Here is a 14,128-nt window from a genome sequence, read left to right as displayed (position 1 = left end):
GATTATTTATACGCTACTGCCGTTTGGGTGGAAGTACCGAGTCCGTCGATGCCCAGTTCGATCACATCGCCTGGCTTGAGGTATACCTGCGGGTTCATGCCGAGGCCAACGCCGGCGGGCGTTCCGGTGGAGATCACATCTCCCGGGAGCAGGGTCATGAACTGGCTGAGATAAGATACGATGAAAGGCACCTTGAAGATGAAATTGGAGGTGTTACCGTCCTGCATCTTCTTACCATTCACGGTGAGCCATAAACGAAGATTGTTCACATCTTTGATCTCGTCCTGGGTAGCGATCCAGGGGCCCATCGGCGCGAAGGTGTCGCAACTTTTACCTTTTACCCACTGGCCGTTCCTTTCGATCTGGAAGGCTCTTTCGCTGTAGTCGTTGTGCAGGGCGTAACCGGCTACATAGTTGAGCGCATCTTTCTCTTCTACATAAGTAGCTTTCTTGCCGATTACTACGGCGAGCTCCACTTCCCAGTCGGTTTTTTCGCTGTTGCGTGGGATCACGAGGTTATCGTTAGGGCCTACCAGTGCGGTAGTGCTTTTGAAGAAAACAATCGGTTCGGTGGGGATCGCGGCGCCTGTTTCCCTGGCGTGGTCGGCATAGTTCAGGCCGATGCAGATGATCTTAGAAGGGCGTTGTAAAGGCGCGCCAAGGCGGGTACCGTCGGGAATGCGGGTGCATTCGCCGCTATGCTGTGCATACCATTGGCTAAGGCGTTCGATGCCGCCGCTGCCAAAGAATTGTTCGCCATAATCTTCTCCGAAAGCGCTGACATCAAACATGCCGGCTTCTGTTACCACACCCGGTTTCTCTTGTCCCGGTAATCCAAACCTGATCAGTTTCATTTGCTTGTCTTTTTAATTTGTTATGGGTTGCTGTAACGCCGCCGGAGGCAGTGTTACAGCAATAGTTATTTGATATCTTTCAGATGTTCGATTTTCAAACGTCCGTTCTCTACTTTCAGATCCATCACCGCTTCCAGTTTACCGTCTTTGGCCATGGATACATACACATGGTCCTGGCTGGAAGTAGGCTGTACGGTGGGTTTGTAGCCCGCAGGTACCGGCAGGTACATACTTTTTCTTACGCCGCCAAATTCTACATACAGTTCTACTTTATCCGCGGCGGTGCTATCTGGTTTTAACTGCACGATGAAATCTGCGATAATATTACCAGATTGAAAATTCTTTTTATACTCATTGCTGAGGGCGGCGGCAGATGATATTTTACCGAGGCCCATCGTGTTTTCGATATAGCTCCAGATCCTTTCCGGCGGCGCGGTGGCCCACAGTATCTTCAGGTCTTTGCTGGCGCTATCCTGGCTGGCATGGTAATAACGTACGCTGTGATTGGGTTTCAACACGCCGATATAGCAGCTGTTGGGCTTATCCCAGAGCACACGGTACACTTCCGAATCCGATACTTCTTTGAGCACAGGCTGGGAGAAGCTCTTCTCTTTATCTTTACCTTCCAGTACGAATTTGATCGTAATGTCCTGTGTGTCTTTGTCGCGGTTGCCGATGCTTACCTGTACAGAACCTGCCGGTGTGGCTGGTTTCAGCGCGTCTTCCGCTTTCGTTTGTTCGTTACCGTTAGTACTGCTGTTAGAGTGGCAGGAGGTAAATCCCAGCACTGCCAATGCGAGCCAAACACGAAAATGTTGCATGATGGTGTTGAATAATTTAATGATGAATGCAGGAAAGATACGGCATAAGTGCGCACGAAACTACATCTCAACTGTTAATAAATTAATTATTCAGCTTGATAAATCCACCATCGATCGGGTAGTCGCAGCCGGTGATAAACCCTGCTTCATCAGAACAGAGATACAGCGCGAGATGGCCTACCTCTATGGGTTTCGCCATACGGCCTATTGGTTGCGTTTTGCTGAGCTTATCGAACATTTCCGCTTCCTTGCCGGGATAGTTCTTGGCGATGAAGCCATCCACGAAAGGCGTATGCACCCTTGCCGGCGACACACAATTGCAACGGATATGATCACCGAGATAATCTTTTGCAACGGACAATGTCATCGTGAGCACCGCGCCCTTACTCATCGAGTAGGCAAACCTGTCGGGGATACCTACGCTCGAAGCGATAGAGGCGATATTGAGGATCACGCCACCGCCCTGCTGTTTCATTTGTTTGATCACGGCATACATGCAGTTGTAAGTGCCTTTCACATTCACATTGTACACACGGTCGAAATCCTGTTCTGCCGTAGTTTCCAGCTTGCCTACATGCGCGATGCCGGCACAGTTCACGAGGATATCCAGCGAGCCGGCCGACTGCGCGATGCCTTCCATCACGCTCAATACCGCGGCCTGGTCGGCCACATTACAGGCATGCACCTGCGCTTTGCCGCCAGCAGCCTTGATCTCCTCCGCAGTGCCCTTGCCGCCTTCTTCATTCAGCTCTACAATATGCACCTGTGCGCCCTGCGCGCCAAACACTTTCGCTATCGCCTGCCCGATGCCGCTACCACCACCGGTGATAACTGCCACTTTATTATCTAATCTGAACAGCTCCATCTTTAAAAAATTTAAGGGTTCTAAAATACCTATTTAAACAAGTGATTTGCAATCGTATTTTCACTGTATTTTGTACTTTCTTGCCTAATTTTCGCAATATTCAGTAATTTTTGTCAGAATTGAATGTCAGAGATATGAAAATACGCCTCTTGCCCCTGCTGTTGTGCGCACTTTCCGGCGCCGCCGCTGCGCAGCAGATCAAGCCCAATAAATATGGACTCACAGTGCTTGGTAATAAACAACAATATGAACAACTGGTGAAGAAAGATAGCAGCCAGCAAATGGTGAACCTGGAAACGTATATCCCCGGCATCAGGAAAGATGTGCGCTATGCCACCACCAATAATTTCACGCATCAAAAATTATACGGCGGCACAGCCATCTACCTGCGCAAACCCGCTGCCATAGCGCTAAAACGCGTACAGGCAGCGCTCAACAAGAAAGGCTATGGCCTCCTCATCTTCGATGCCTACCGCCCCTACGCGATTACAGAAAAGATGTTCAGGATCGTTCCGGACGACCGCTACGCGGCCGATCCGCGCAAAGGCTCCGGCCACAACCGCGGCGTAGCGGTAGACCTCAGCATGGTGGACCTCAAAACCGGCAAGGCCGTAGCCATGCCCACCGACTTTGATGATTTCACGGAAAAGGCGCATGAAACCTATGTTCCGGCCGATCTAACGATAAAGGCTAATCGAAATTTACTGCGCAGCACCATGAAGCAGTTCGGGTTTAAAGGCAGCAGTACAGAGTGGTGGCATTATTATCTGCCAGATTATAAGAAGTATCCGTTGATGGATATTGTATTTTAGGAATTTAGGGATTTACGGATTTACGGATTTACGGATTTACGGATTTATTGATTTATGGATTTACGAATTTATAGCGGACCTCAGCTTCGCCATAAATTCGTAAATCCATAAATCAATAAATTCGTAAATCCGTAAATCAATAAATCCCTAAATATTTAATATATTTTGTTCAGCGCATCTACATAAGCGTGTACGCTGGCGTTCACGATATCGGTGGAGTAACCGAAGCCGTAGTAGGATTGGCCTTTGTGTTTCACGCGCATATTCACTTTACTTACGTCTTCGCTGCCGCCATGCATCGCCTGGATGCTGAATTCATCGAGGTCGATATCATCTTTGATGATCTCGTGGATAGCGTTGATAGTGGCGTTTACCGGGCCGTTACCTGCGGCGCTGGCTTCTCTCTCTTCACCATTGATCAACAGTTTTACTGTGGCCATCGGACGCAGCGGGTCGCCGCATACTACCTGCAATAAGGTTACTTTGATACCTTTCTCATCGTATACTTTTGCGTCGCCATCGCCCATCAGTTGCAACAGATCGGCATCGGAGATCTCTTTCTTTTTATCGGCCACTTCAAGGAAGCGTTGGTACACTTCGTCGAGGTTGATCTTGTCCAGCTTGTAGCCGAGGCGCTCGAGGTGGTGTTTCAGCGCGTGGCGGCCACTGCGGGCCGTGAGGATGATAGCGTTGGACTGGATGCCGATATCTTCGGGATTGAGTATCTCGTAGTTTTCGCGGTGTTTCAGTACGCCATCCTGGTGGATGCCGGAACTGTGCGCAAACGCGTTGCGGCCTACGATGGCCTTGTTAGGCTGCACTGGCATGCGCATCATGGTAGATACAAGGTTGCTCAGTTCATAGATGCCCTTGGAATTGATATTGGTATTATATCCCAGCGCATGGTGCGTTTTCAGGATCATGGCCACTTCTTCGAGTGAAGTGTTACCGGCGCGTTCGCCGATACCATTGATCGTACATTCTACCTGGCGGGCGCCGTTGATCACACCGGCGATGGTATTGGCAGTAGCCAGACCGAGGTCGTTATGGCAGTGCACGGAGATGATCGCCTGATCGATATTGGAAACGTGATCTACAAGATATTTGATCTTTGCGCCGTACTGGTCGGGCAGGCAATAACCGTTGGTATCGGGGATATTCACGGTGGTGGCGCCTGCGGCGATCACTGCTTCGATCATGCGGGCGAGGTATTCGTTGTCGGCGCGGCCGGCATCTTCCGCATAAAATTCCACATCATCCACAAATTTGCGCGCATATTTTACGGCAGCTACGGCGCGTTCGAGTATTTCGTCGCGGGTGCTGTTGAATTTATATTTGATGTGCATATCGGAAGAGCCGATACCGGTATGGATACGTTTGCGTTTGGCGAAGCGCAGCGCCTCGGCCGCAGCGTCGATATCCATGGTATTGGCGCGGGTGAGCGCACAGATCACCGGTTCAGAAACAGCTTTGGATATTTCCACCACGCTCTGGAAGTCGCCAGGGCTGGAAATCGGGAAGCCTGCCTCGATGATATCTACACCGAGCGCTTCCAGCTTTTTGGCGATCACAATTTTTTCGACGGTAGTCAGCTGGCAACCAGGTACCTGTTCGCCATCACGCAGGGTGGTATCAAAGACGTATACACGATTTTTATCCATGATAAAAAATAATTTTTTCGTGAGAGATTAGTTCAGATTCTCCAGTACTTTGGCGCCCATCGCGTCTGTACCCATGATAAGATCATTGTCGGTATGCTTGTTGGCAATATCCATTGTTCTGTAGCCCTGGCGCAGCGTGGCTTCCACGGCTTTGATCACGCGTTGTGATTCTGTTTTCAGTCCGAAGGAGATATCCAGCAGCAATGCGGCAGAGAGGATAGATGCCAGCGGATTGGCGATGCCTTTGCCGGCAATATCATGTGCAGAACCGTGGATAGGCTCATAAAAACCTGTTTTGTCGCCCACGGAGGCAGATGCCAGCATACCCATGGAACCCGCGATCTGTGAGGCTTCGTCGGTGAGGATATCGCCGAAGAGGTTACCGGTGAGCACTACGTCGAAACGTTTCGGATCTTTGATCAGCTGCATGGCGGCATTGTCGATAAACATGTGTTCTGTTTCCACATCAGGATAATCTTTCGCAATCTCCTGTACTACTTCTCTCCACAGGCGGCTGGCTTCGAGTACATTAGCTTTATCCACAGAGCAGAGCTTCTTGCGGCGGGTACGCGCGGCCTCATAGGCTTTGCGCGCGATGCGTTCTACTTCATAGCGGTGATAGATCATGAGGTCGGAAGCGGTGTTACGGTCTTCCGTTCTCTTCTTCTCACCAAAATAAACGTCGCCGGTGAGCTCGCGGAAAAAGAGGATATCGGCGCCACGTAATATTTCTGGTTTGATGCTGGAAGCTTCGAGCAGCTCATCAAATAATTTGATAGGACGCAGGTTGGCGTAGAGGCCCAGCTCTTTCCTGATCTTGAGCAAACCCTGTTCCGGCCTTACTTTCAGCGTGGGGTCATTGTCGTATTTCGCATGACCGATCGCACCGAAGAGGATGGCATCGCTGTTCTTTGCTTTTTCCAGTGTGGCATCGGGCAGCGGTTCGCCGGTAGCTTCGATGGCTACATGGCCCATGATGCCTTCATCGAATGTGAAGTGGTGGTGATAGTTTTTCGCAATGGCTTCCAGTACTTTCTGGCCCCATGCGGTTACCTCCTGGCCTATTCCGTCGCCTGGTATCACTAATATTTTCTTGTCAACGCCCATGTTGTAGTGTGTAAGGTTTTATCTTAAAAGTTAAATTCCCTGGTTTTCTCGTATGCTTCAATTTCGTTGCGCAGACTGAGGAGATAGTCGATATCATCATACCCGTTGAGCAGGCATGTTTTTTTGTACGGGTTGATGTCGAAATTTTCCTGTTCACCGGTAGCTTTTATTTTGATGAACTGTTGATCGAGATCTACTTCTATCTCCGCTTTCGGATCTTGTTCGATTGCCTTGAAAACCTTGTCCAGAAAGGCTTCGCTCACTTGTACCGGCAGGATGAAATTGTTGAGTGCATTATTTTTGAAGATATCGGCGAAGAAGCTGCTCACCACTACTTTAAAACCATAGTCGGCGATCGCCCAGGCGGCATGTTCGCGGGAAGAGCCACAGCCGAAGTTCTTGCCGGCTACGAGTATTTTACCGGAATAAACCGGGTTGTTGAGAACGAAATCTTTCTTCGGTGTGTTGTCGGCTTCAAAGCGCCAGTCGCGGAACAGGTTTTCTCCGAAACCTTCCCTGGTAGTGGCTTTCAGGAAGCGTGCCGGGATGATCTGGTCGGTATCGATATTTTCGATGGGCACGGGAACCGCGGAAGAGATCAGGTGTTGGAATATCTTGCTCATAATAAAATTACTTTTTGGTAGCGGCTACGCGCAAACGGACGTAGTCGGCATATAAATGACCGTTCCTGGTGGCAACGGGCGCCAGCTCGTGCTGTACCTGTTGCAGGATGGCGCCTTTTTCATTTTCAGGCACCTGGTGAAAGAAGTGTGCGCCGAACATCTCCAGCCAGTTGGCGATACCGTTTTCTGTATCGGCCAGTTGGGTGGGGCGTTCAAAGAAATGGACCTTGTTCACGGTGAAGCCTGCATTTTCAAGCAGGGTGCAGTATTCGCCGGGTGAAGGGAAATACCAGAACGGTTCATAATGGTATCCTTTTGCGGCCATTACTTTTTCGAGCGTGGTGAGGATGCTGTTTACATTGCCTTTCCCGCCCATTTCTATGACGAGGCGGCCGTTGGTATTCAGTGCGGCATACATCCGGGCGATGGCCTTTTCTTTTTCGCGCACCCAGTGGAGGGTGGCGTTGGAGAAGATGGCATCAACAGGCTGCGGCAGCACGAAGGTGGTGGCGTCGCCCAGTAGGAAGTTCACTTCCGGGAAATGCCGGCGGGCGCTGTTGATCATCGCTTCGGAGGCATCAATGCCGGTAACGTGCGCACCGGTTTGTGCCAGCTGCGCGGTGAGCTCGCCGGTACCGCATCCGAGGTCGAGGATGGCCTCGCCTGGCTGCGGTTGCAACCACTCGATCAGGCTGTTGCCGTACTCGAATACGAAGGCATGTTGTTGTTTATATAAGTCAGCGTTCCACTGGTCCATGCTATTGGCGTTTATCCGTTAGTGTTATACCATTTCCCTGACATCTGTTACGCGGCCGGTGATAGCGGCGGCGGCGGCAGTGAGCGGGCTGGCGAGGAAGGTGCGGGCATTAGGTCCCTGGCGGCCTTCAAAGTTGCGGTTGGAGGTAGAGATGCAATACATACCGGCGGGTACTTTATCTTCGTTCATACCGAGGCAGGCGGAGCATCCGGGCTCACGCAGCTGGAAACCGGCAGCAGCAAAGATCTTGTCGATGCCTTCCTGTTTGGCCTGCGCTTCCACCTGTTTGGAACCCGGCACGATCCATACCACTACGTCTTCCGCTTTCTGTTTGCCTTTCACGAAATCGGCTACCAGGCGCAGGTCTTCGATGCGGGAGTTGGTACAGCTGCCGATGAACACGTAATCTACTTTTTTGCCAAGGAGGCCGCTGCCGGGTTGCAGGTCCATATAATCGAGCGACTTCTTAAAAGAAGGTCTTTCTTTTTCTTCGAGCTGTTCCAGTGCGGGAATGTGTTGTGTAACGCCCATGCCCATACCGGGATTGGTGCCGTAGGTGATCATCGGTTCGATATCGGCGGCATCAAAAGTGAGCACCTGGTCGAAAGCAGCGTCGGCATCGGAGTACAGCGTTTTCCAATACTCGAGGGCTTTGTCCCATTCAGCGCCCTGCGGCGCAAACTGGCGGCCTTTGAGGTATTCGAAGGTGGTGTCATCCGGCGCGATGAGGCCACCACGCGCACCCATTTCGATGCTCATGTTGCAGATGGTCATACGCGCTTCCATGCTGAGGCTGCGGATGGCATCGCCGGCATATTCCACGAAATAACCGGTAGCGCCGGAGGCAGATATTTTAGAGATGATATAGAGGATGATATCTTTCGACAGCACGCCTTTCTTCAGGGTACCGTTCACCTCTATCTTCATGCGTTTAGGCTTGTATTGCAGGATGCATTGGGTAGCGAGCACTTGTTCTACTTCGGAGGTACCGATACCGAATGCGATGGCGCCAAAGGCGCCGTGCGTGGATGTGTGGCTGTCGCCGCAAACGATGGTCATGCCTGGCAGGGTGATGCCCAGTTCAGGTCCGATCACGTGTACGATGCCCTGGAAAGGATGACCGAGGCCGTAAAGCTCCACGCCAAATTCAGCGGTATTCTTCGTGAGCATCTCTACCTGGTGGCGGCTCAATGCTTCTTTGATCGGCAGGTGCTGATCGATCGTTGGTACGTTGTGGTCGGCAGTGGCCCTGGTTTTCTGCGGACGAAAAACCGGGATACTCCGCTTGCGCAAACCATCGAACGCCTGCGGGCTCGTTACCTCGTGAATAAAATGGGTATTGATATATACCGCATCCGGATGCCCCGGCTTGCTCATCACGATGTGACTGTCCCAGATTTTGTCAAATAACGTTTTTCCCATCCTTTGTGCTTCCTTTTAAAATGTTTTATACCTTCAAATCTAATGGACGATATTTAATCATCATATCGCTAAATTTGCCTTAATTACAACTTTTAACAGCACCTGATAATCATCAATTTGTTGTTTATCAATTATTTACAAGATTTAATTAACGATGCCCAACAGCCAAAGTGATGCATTATTCATATTAATTAAAACACTGACGAAGGCCGAAAAGCGGAGCTTCCAGTTGGCATTTAACAAGAACAATACACGCGAAGACGTACTGTTCATCCAGCTATTCAGTACGCTGGACAAAATGAAGGACTATGACGAGGAGCAGATCCTGAAGAAAGTACCGGATCTCAAGAAGCAACAGTTGTCGAATGTAAAGGCACACCTGTACAAGCACCTGCTGACCAATTTACGGCAATTATACAAACAGAAAGACCCGGTGATCGACCTGCGTGAGCAGCTGGATCATGCCCGGGTGCTTTATAATAAAGGATTATACAACCAGAGCCTGAAGATACTGGCCAAAGCCAAGGCACAGGCGATGGAGCAGGAAGAAGTGATGCTCACTTATGAGATCGTGGAGTTTGAGAAGCTGATAGAATCGCGGCATATCACGCGCAGCCTGGAAAACCGTGCGGACGTGCTCAGCACCGAATCGCGGCAGATACAACAACAGCTCACCAATATCAGCTGTCTCTCTACGCTGTCGCTGCGCATGTACGGCCTGTACCTGAAGCTGGGCCATGCCCGCAATGCGCGCGATGCCGAAATGGTGAAATCCTTCTTCGAGAGCCAGCTGCCGCCGCTCACGCATTCGGAGATGAGCTTCTACGAAAAAGTGTATATGTTCCAGGCTTCGTGCTGGTACTTCTACATCTTGCAGGATTTCGTGATGTACTACCGCTATACCCAGAAGTGGGTGGACCTCTTCAAACAATATCCGTCTTTACAACAAACGGATATGGACCTGTACATCAAGGCGCAGCATAATTTGCTGACCGCACATTTCTATACTTCAAATTTCGAGAAATTCAAGAGCGCCCTTTGTGAGTTAGAGACCTTTATCCGGGCCAATGAGGAGAACTTCCACGAGAACACGCGCACCTCTGCTTTTGTGTACCTGTATACGGCGAAGATCAACCGCTATTTCCTGGAAGGCACGTTCACACAGGGTTTGGCCATGGTGCCGGAACTGGAAACAGAGATCAGCAATCATACCTTGAAGATAGACCAGCACCGGGTGCTGGTGTTCTATTACAAGATCGCTTGCCTCTACTTCGGCAGTGGCGATAATGATAAGGCGATCATCTATCTGAACAAGATCATCAACCTGAAGATCGGCAACCTGCGGGCAGATATCCAGTGCTTTGCGCGTATCCTGCACCTGATCGCGCATTATGAGCTGGAGAACTACAGCCTGGTGGAATATCTCATCAAATCTGTCTATCACTTTATCTCCAAACATAAAGACCTTGGATTGGTGATGGAAGAGATCATGAAGTTCCTGCGCAAATATATTTATGCCAATCCGAAGGCGCTGCGCAGCGCCTTTGTGGACCTGAAAGACAGGCTGGTACAGATTTCTGAAGATCCGTACGAACGCCGCTCCTTCCTCTACCTGGATATTATCTCCTGGCTGGAAAGCAAGATAGAAGGCATTCCTGTACAGGAAGTGATCCAACGGAAATTTCAGAATAAGGAAAAGAGAATCTAAATCCTCATCATATGGCCATCAATGAAGCGCTGGCAGATAAAGTGCGTGAGCTGATCGCTGCCGCCACGACCCAGGTAGAAGAGAAAAAAATGTTCGGGGGACTGTGTTTTATGGTAGATGATAAAATGTGCATCGGCGTGCGTACCGACACGATGATGGTGCGGCTCGATCCCGTGCTTGCCGCCACCATGGCCGAAGAGGACGGCGTGCAGCCGATGGTGCACAGCGGCAAGGTGATGCCCGGCTTTTTGTTTGTGGACGTAGATGTGCTCAAAACGAAAAAGCAGGTGGAGCGCTGGGTGAAGCTGGCGCTGGAATATAACAAGGTGGCGAAGGCATCGAAGAAAAAGAAATAACGCTATTCCGTCTCTATATACGGTTCATAAACCCTGGACTTATTAAAAAAGATCAGCGCCGCTGCCGCCTGCATCGCCAGGATGGCCGGCCACTCGTAGTGCCCCAGTACGAGGAAGATATCGATGAAAGCGATGACCAGCAGGTATCGCAGGTGAATTTCCGCATTGACCTTAGGATAGTACAATATTGTCCGGAACAAGACGAGCAAACTGAAGCCCATGGCGGCAGCGATGAGCAGGCCCTGCACATTTGTTTTCGTATTTGCGTTGACGGTAATCATGATGAGTTCCGGGAGATAGAGCAGGCACCAGGTAGCCAGCAGGCGGCCATAGTGCTGCCATAGCGGGATGGGGAGGTTGCGCATAAACTCGGTGTATATCTCTTCAAAGGCACGCTGGTGGCTCATCAGCTGCATATGTACCAGGGCGGTGCAGATGATGCCGATCTGCAGGGCGCGCAGGTCGAAGTCGCTGCCTTGTTCCATCAGGAAAAAGGTAAGCCAGAGGATGCCCAGCGAGTATACTTTCACGAGGATGATGCGCCGCGGGAAGCGGGTGAACATCTCATAGATGAACCAGGTAAACGGCGGTTTGGTGAAATGCTTGTTGAGCCAGCGTTGCAGGCCGCCGGTGAAGAAGAACACGTCGGGTTGCCAGAGTTTTCTTTCATAGAGGGCGGCGGGCCAGATGCACATAGCGATGTTAAATACGGCGATGATGGCTGCCTGTGCGTACAGTTGTTTCGTGCAGGCGTATACGATAGCGATGGCGCCGTAGATGATCACCGGCAGGTACATGCCCGCCTGCAAGCGCCACCAGAGGCGGCGGCGGGCGTTTTTGTCCAGGCTGCCGATGGTGGTATAAAGAAAAGTATATTCCGGGAGCTGCAACAGTTTCATCATATAGCCGGTGCACAGGATGGTGTTGTAAAGCGCCCATGAGAGCAGCACCAATGCGAGGAAGCCGTAATGATGCAGGAATCCGTTGAGCAGTCCGAGGTGATAGTACAGCAGGTTGCCGCTGTCGACAACCCCGAAGAGAAAGTAGAACAGCACGAAGAAAAATCCTGCATGTTGCAGGTAGAAGCGCCGGACGATGATCTTATTAAAAATATGCTGCATGTCTTAATTGAGCGTGATGTGCCGGTTGGCCAGTTTCAGTGTACCCGTGAGCGTTACTTCGGCGGGATCGAGTGGCTGGTGGGAGGTGATACAGAAGGAGGTGCCGGCGGCGCTGTATTCCTGGATGAGTTGATACATGACGGCTACCGTGCGGGTATCGATGGTGATGAGCGGTTCATCGAGCAGGATGACGGCGGGCTGGCCGGTGAAGGCCAGGAGGAGCGACAGTTTTTTGAGCATGCCGCTGGAGTAGCTGCTGACCGGGTTATTCACAAAGTTATTCACACCCAGTTGTTCCGCGATGGCGGCGATGCGGGCGGTATCGCCTCCTTTGGTACGGAGGTAGAGCTGTAGCAGATCGCGGCCGGTGACGAAAGCAGGGTACAGCGGCTCCGCTTCCGCATAGTTGATGAGGCGGCGGAACTTAACGGGCTCCCGGCGGCTGCTCACCGTACCTTGCAGGGTGATCTCGCCTTTGAAAGGGAGCAGGCCGGCCATCACCTTCATGCAGGTGGTTTTGCCGGCGCCGTTCTCTCCCAGCAGCCAGTAGATGCCGGAGGGCAGTTCCAGCCGCGGGATATCCAGCACGAGGTGATCCTGGTAACTCTTTTGTATTGCTTCCAGTACTATAACCGGTTCGGGCATACGTAATTTTTTAATATATCAGGAGGGAAATTACGAGTTATTTTTTCTCTCCTTATACACATAAAAAAAATGATCAAGTGAATATTATGAAAATCCCGTGAAACATCGTACCACACTGTATTCTAACAATACCCACAATGTTTTTCCACACGCGTGGAAAACTATATCTAGGCCGGTAAGTATTCGCTCTTACATTTGTAATCCTGAGCGTATGGATTTTTAGGACAGACGATTATAGATGTGACAGGAAATGTAGCGGCAAGCATCTGACCCCCCAATCGAGAAACCAGAAACCTTCGACAGCACCCGATATAAAATTTTTATTATGAACAACGAGAATGAAATTCTTTTAAAAGAGAACAAGGACCGTTTTGTGTTATTGCCGATCAACTATCCCAAGATATGGGAGCAATATAAAAAGCATGAAGCCAGTTTCTGGACAGCCGAAGAGATAGACCTGGGCAGTGATATGAAAGACTGGGCAAGCCTGAACGAGGGAGAACGTCATTTTATCTCGCATGTACTGGCCTTCTTTGCCGCCAGCGATGGTATCGTGAACGAGAACCTGGCAGTGAACTTCATGAGCGAAGTACAGATACCTGAAGCCCGTTGTTTTTATGGTTTTCAGATCATGATGGAGAATATCCACTCTGAAACATATGCTTTACTGATCGATACTTATGTAAAAGACCCGGTGGAGAAAGATCGCCTGTTCCACGCCATCGAGACCGTGCCCGCCGTGAAAAAGAAAGCGGAATGGGCCCTGCGCTGGATCGAGAACGGCACCTTCGCAGAGCGCCTGGTGGCCTTTGCAGCTGTAGAAGGCATCTTCTTCAGCGGCAGCTTCTGCTCTATCTTCTGGCTGAAAAAACGCGGCCTGATGCCAGGCCTCACCTTCTCCAATGAACTGATCAGCCGTGACGAAGGCCTGCACTGCGAATTCGCCTGCCTGCTCTACAGCATGCTCGAAAACAAACTGACAGAAGAACAAGTGCACCAGGTAATCGGCGACGCCGTAAAAATTGAAAAAGAATTCATCACCGAAGCATTACCGGTAGACCTCATTGGTATGAACAGCCGCCTGATGAGCCAGTATATTGAATTTGTGGCCGACAGATGGCTCGGTGAACTCGGCTATACTAAACTCTTCAACGCAGCCAACCCATTCGATTTCATGGAGATGATCTCCCTGCAGGGCAAGACCAACTTCTTCGAAAAACGCGTAGGCGACTACCAGAAAGCCGGCGTAATGGGCGGCACCAAGGATGCACAGACGTTCAGCCTGGAAGAAGACTTCTAAAATTTTTTGATTTTTTGATTTACGGATTTTTTGATTTATCCAATCAAAAAATCCGTAAATCAAAAAATCCCCAAAT

General features: G+C 50.5%; 14 protein-coding genes. 4 read left to right on the top strand and 10 right to left on the bottom strand.

Features of this window, described 5'->3' with window-relative positions; all coding sequences use genetic code 11:
* Positions 1 to 2: 2 nt before the first annotated feature.
* The 3 genes from FPG75_RS04375 to FPG75_RS04365 all read right to left on the bottom strand — a co-directional run bounded on the left by FPG75_RS04375 (position 3) and on the right by FPG75_RS04365 (position 2,540).
* Complete coding sequence (locus FPG75_RS04375; RefSeq protein ID WP_143305326.1) at positions 3 to 854, bottom strand: fumarylacetoacetate hydrolase family protein; 852 nt, start codon at positions 852 to 854, stop codon at positions 3 to 5.
* A gap of 65 nt (positions 855 to 919) precedes the next feature.
* The gene (locus FPG75_RS04370; RefSeq protein WP_143305325.1) at positions 920 to 1,675 is read right to left on the bottom strand and encodes a hypothetical protein; all 756 of its coding nucleotides are present in this window, start codon (positions 1,673 to 1,675) and stop codon (positions 920 to 922) included.
* Positions 1,676 to 1,757: 82 nt separating this feature from the next.
* A complete protein-coding gene (locus FPG75_RS04365; RefSeq protein ID WP_201747882.1) occupies positions 1,758 to 2,540 on the bottom strand; it encodes an SDR family NAD(P)-dependent oxidoreductase in 783 nt (260 codons plus the stop codon).
* Between the two features lie 134 nt (positions 2,541 to 2,674).
* On the opposite strand from FPG75_RS04365, the gene FPG75_RS04360 reads away from it, so the two are divergent.
* Positions 2,675 to 3,352: a M15 family metallopeptidase gene (locus FPG75_RS04360; protein WP_143305324.1), complete on the top strand. Its 678-nt coding sequence runs from the start codon at positions 2,675 to 2,677 to the stop codon at positions 3,350 to 3,352.
* Between the two features lie 155 nt (positions 3,353 to 3,507).
* On the opposite strand, the gene FPG75_RS04355 is transcribed toward FPG75_RS04360, so the two are convergent.
* The 5 genes from FPG75_RS04355 to leuC are packed head-to-tail and all read right to left on the bottom strand — an operon-like array spanning position 3,508 to position 8,922.
* The gene (locus FPG75_RS04355; protein WP_143305323.1) at positions 3,508 to 5,013 is read right to left on the bottom strand and encodes a 2-isopropylmalate synthase; all 1,506 of its coding nucleotides are present in this window, start codon (positions 5,011 to 5,013) and stop codon (positions 3,508 to 3,510) included.
* A 27-nt stretch (positions 5,014 to 5,040) separates the two neighbouring features.
* Positions 5,041 to 6,120, bottom strand: coding sequence for a 3-isopropylmalate dehydrogenase (gene leuB, locus FPG75_RS04350; protein ID WP_143305322.1), 1,080 nt, complete (start codon positions 6,118 to 6,120; stop codon positions 5,041 to 5,043).
* A gap of 23 nt (positions 6,121 to 6,143) precedes the next feature.
* Positions 6,144 to 6,743, bottom strand: coding sequence for a 3-isopropylmalate dehydratase small subunit (leuD, locus tag FPG75_RS04345; RefSeq protein ID WP_143305321.1), 600 nt, complete (start codon positions 6,741 to 6,743; stop codon positions 6,144 to 6,146).
* A 7-nt stretch (positions 6,744 to 6,750) separates the two neighbouring features.
* Positions 6,751 to 7,500: a class I SAM-dependent methyltransferase gene (locus tag FPG75_RS04340; RefSeq protein ID WP_143305320.1), complete on the bottom strand. Its 750-nt coding sequence runs from the start codon at positions 7,498 to 7,500 to the stop codon at positions 6,751 to 6,753.
* Positions 7,501 to 7,524: 24 nt separating this feature from the next.
* Positions 7,525 to 8,922: a 3-isopropylmalate dehydratase large subunit gene (gene leuC, locus FPG75_RS04335; protein ID WP_143305319.1), complete on the bottom strand. Its 1,398-nt coding sequence runs from the start codon at positions 8,920 to 8,922 to the stop codon at positions 7,525 to 7,527.
* 154 nt (positions 8,923 to 9,076) lie between these two features.
* On the opposite strand from leuC, the gene FPG75_RS04330 reads away from it, so the two are divergent.
* Together FPG75_RS04330 and FPG75_RS04325 are read left to right on the top strand one after the other, a co-directional pair.
* A complete protein-coding gene (locus FPG75_RS04330; RefSeq protein WP_143305318.1) occupies positions 9,077 to 10,630 on the top strand; it encodes a hypothetical protein in 1,554 nt (517 codons plus the stop codon).
* 11 nt (positions 10,631 to 10,641) lie between these two features.
* Complete coding sequence (locus FPG75_RS04325) at positions 10,642 to 10,986, top strand: TfoX/Sxy family protein (protein ID WP_143305317.1); 345 nt, start codon at positions 10,642 to 10,644, stop codon at positions 10,984 to 10,986.
* 2 nt (positions 10,987 to 10,988) lie between these two features.
* On the opposite strand, the gene FPG75_RS04320 is transcribed toward FPG75_RS04325, so the two are convergent.
* The gene (locus tag FPG75_RS04320) at positions 10,989 to 12,107 is read right to left on the bottom strand and encodes a hypothetical protein (RefSeq protein ID WP_143305316.1); all 1,119 of its coding nucleotides are present in this window, start codon (positions 12,105 to 12,107) and stop codon (positions 10,989 to 10,991) included.
* Positions 12,108 to 12,110: 3 nt separating this feature from the next.
* Complete coding sequence (locus FPG75_RS04315; protein ID WP_143305315.1) at positions 12,111 to 12,752, bottom strand: ABC transporter ATP-binding protein; 642 nt, start codon at positions 12,750 to 12,752, stop codon at positions 12,111 to 12,113.
* 325 nt (positions 12,753 to 13,077) lie between these two features.
* On the opposite strand from FPG75_RS04315, the gene FPG75_RS04310 reads away from it, so the two are divergent.
* A complete protein-coding gene (locus FPG75_RS04310) occupies positions 13,078 to 14,052 on the top strand; it encodes a ribonucleoside-diphosphate reductase small subunit (protein WP_143305314.1) in 975 nt (324 codons plus the stop codon).
* Positions 14,053 to 14,128: the final 76 nt, after the last annotated feature.

The organism is Chitinophaga vietnamensis (assembly GCF_902167635.1).
GTDB classification, from domain to species: Bacteria; Bacteroidota; Bacteroidia; order Chitinophagales; family Chitinophagaceae; genus Chitinophaga; species Chitinophaga vietnamensis.
This window is presented reverse-complemented; position numbering and strand designations above follow the sequence as displayed.

Excerpts from the sequence above, each read along its gene's own strand:
- leuC (WP_143305319.1), bottom strand. The coding sequence starts at position 8,922 with ATGGGAAAAACGTTATTTGACAAAATCTGGGACAGTCACATCGTGATG.
- leuB (WP_143305322.1), bottom strand. The coding sequence starts at position 6,120 with ATGGGCGTTGACAAGAAAATATTAGTGATACCAGGCGACGGAATAGGC.
- FPG75_RS04330 (WP_143305318.1), top strand. The coding sequence starts at position 9,077 with ATGCCCAACAGCCAAAGTGATGCATTATTCATATTAATTAAAACACTG.
- leuD (WP_143305321.1), bottom strand. The coding sequence starts at position 6,743 with ATGAGCAAGATATTCCAACACCTGATCTCTTCCGCGGTTCCCGTGCCC.
- FPG75_RS04310 (WP_143305314.1), top strand. The coding sequence starts at position 13,078 with ATGAACAACGAGAATGAAATTCTTTTAAAAGAGAACAAGGACCGTTTT.
- FPG75_RS04340 (WP_143305320.1), bottom strand. The coding sequence starts at position 7,500 with ATGGACCAGTGGAACGCTGACTTATATAAACAACAACATGCCTTCGTA.
- FPG75_RS04315 (WP_143305315.1), bottom strand. The coding sequence starts at position 12,752 with ATGCCCGAACCGGTTATAGTACTGGAAGCAATACAAAAGAGTTACCAG.
- FPG75_RS04320 (WP_143305316.1), bottom strand. The coding sequence starts at position 12,107 with ATGCAGCATATTTTTAATAAGATCATCGTCCGGCGCTTCTACCTGCAA.
- FPG75_RS04375 (WP_143305326.1), bottom strand. The coding sequence starts at position 854 with ATGAAACTGATCAGGTTTGGATTACCGGGACAAGAGAAACCGGGTGTG.
- FPG75_RS04325 (WP_143305317.1), top strand. The coding sequence starts at position 10,642 with ATGGCCATCAATGAAGCGCTGGCAGATAAAGTGCGTGAGCTGATCGCT.
- FPG75_RS04370 (WP_143305325.1), bottom strand. The coding sequence starts at position 1,675 with ATGCAACATTTTCGTGTTTGGCTCGCATTGGCAGTGCTGGGATTTACC.
- FPG75_RS04360 (WP_143305324.1), top strand. The coding sequence starts at position 2,675 with ATGAAAATACGCCTCTTGCCCCTGCTGTTGTGCGCACTTTCCGGCGCC.
- FPG75_RS04365 (WP_201747882.1), bottom strand. The coding sequence starts at position 2,540 with ATGGAGCTGTTCAGATTAGATAATAAAGTGGCAGTTATCACCGGTGGT.
- FPG75_RS04355 (WP_143305323.1), bottom strand. The coding sequence starts at position 5,013 with ATGGATAAAAATCGTGTATACGTCTTTGATACCACCCTGCGTGATGGC.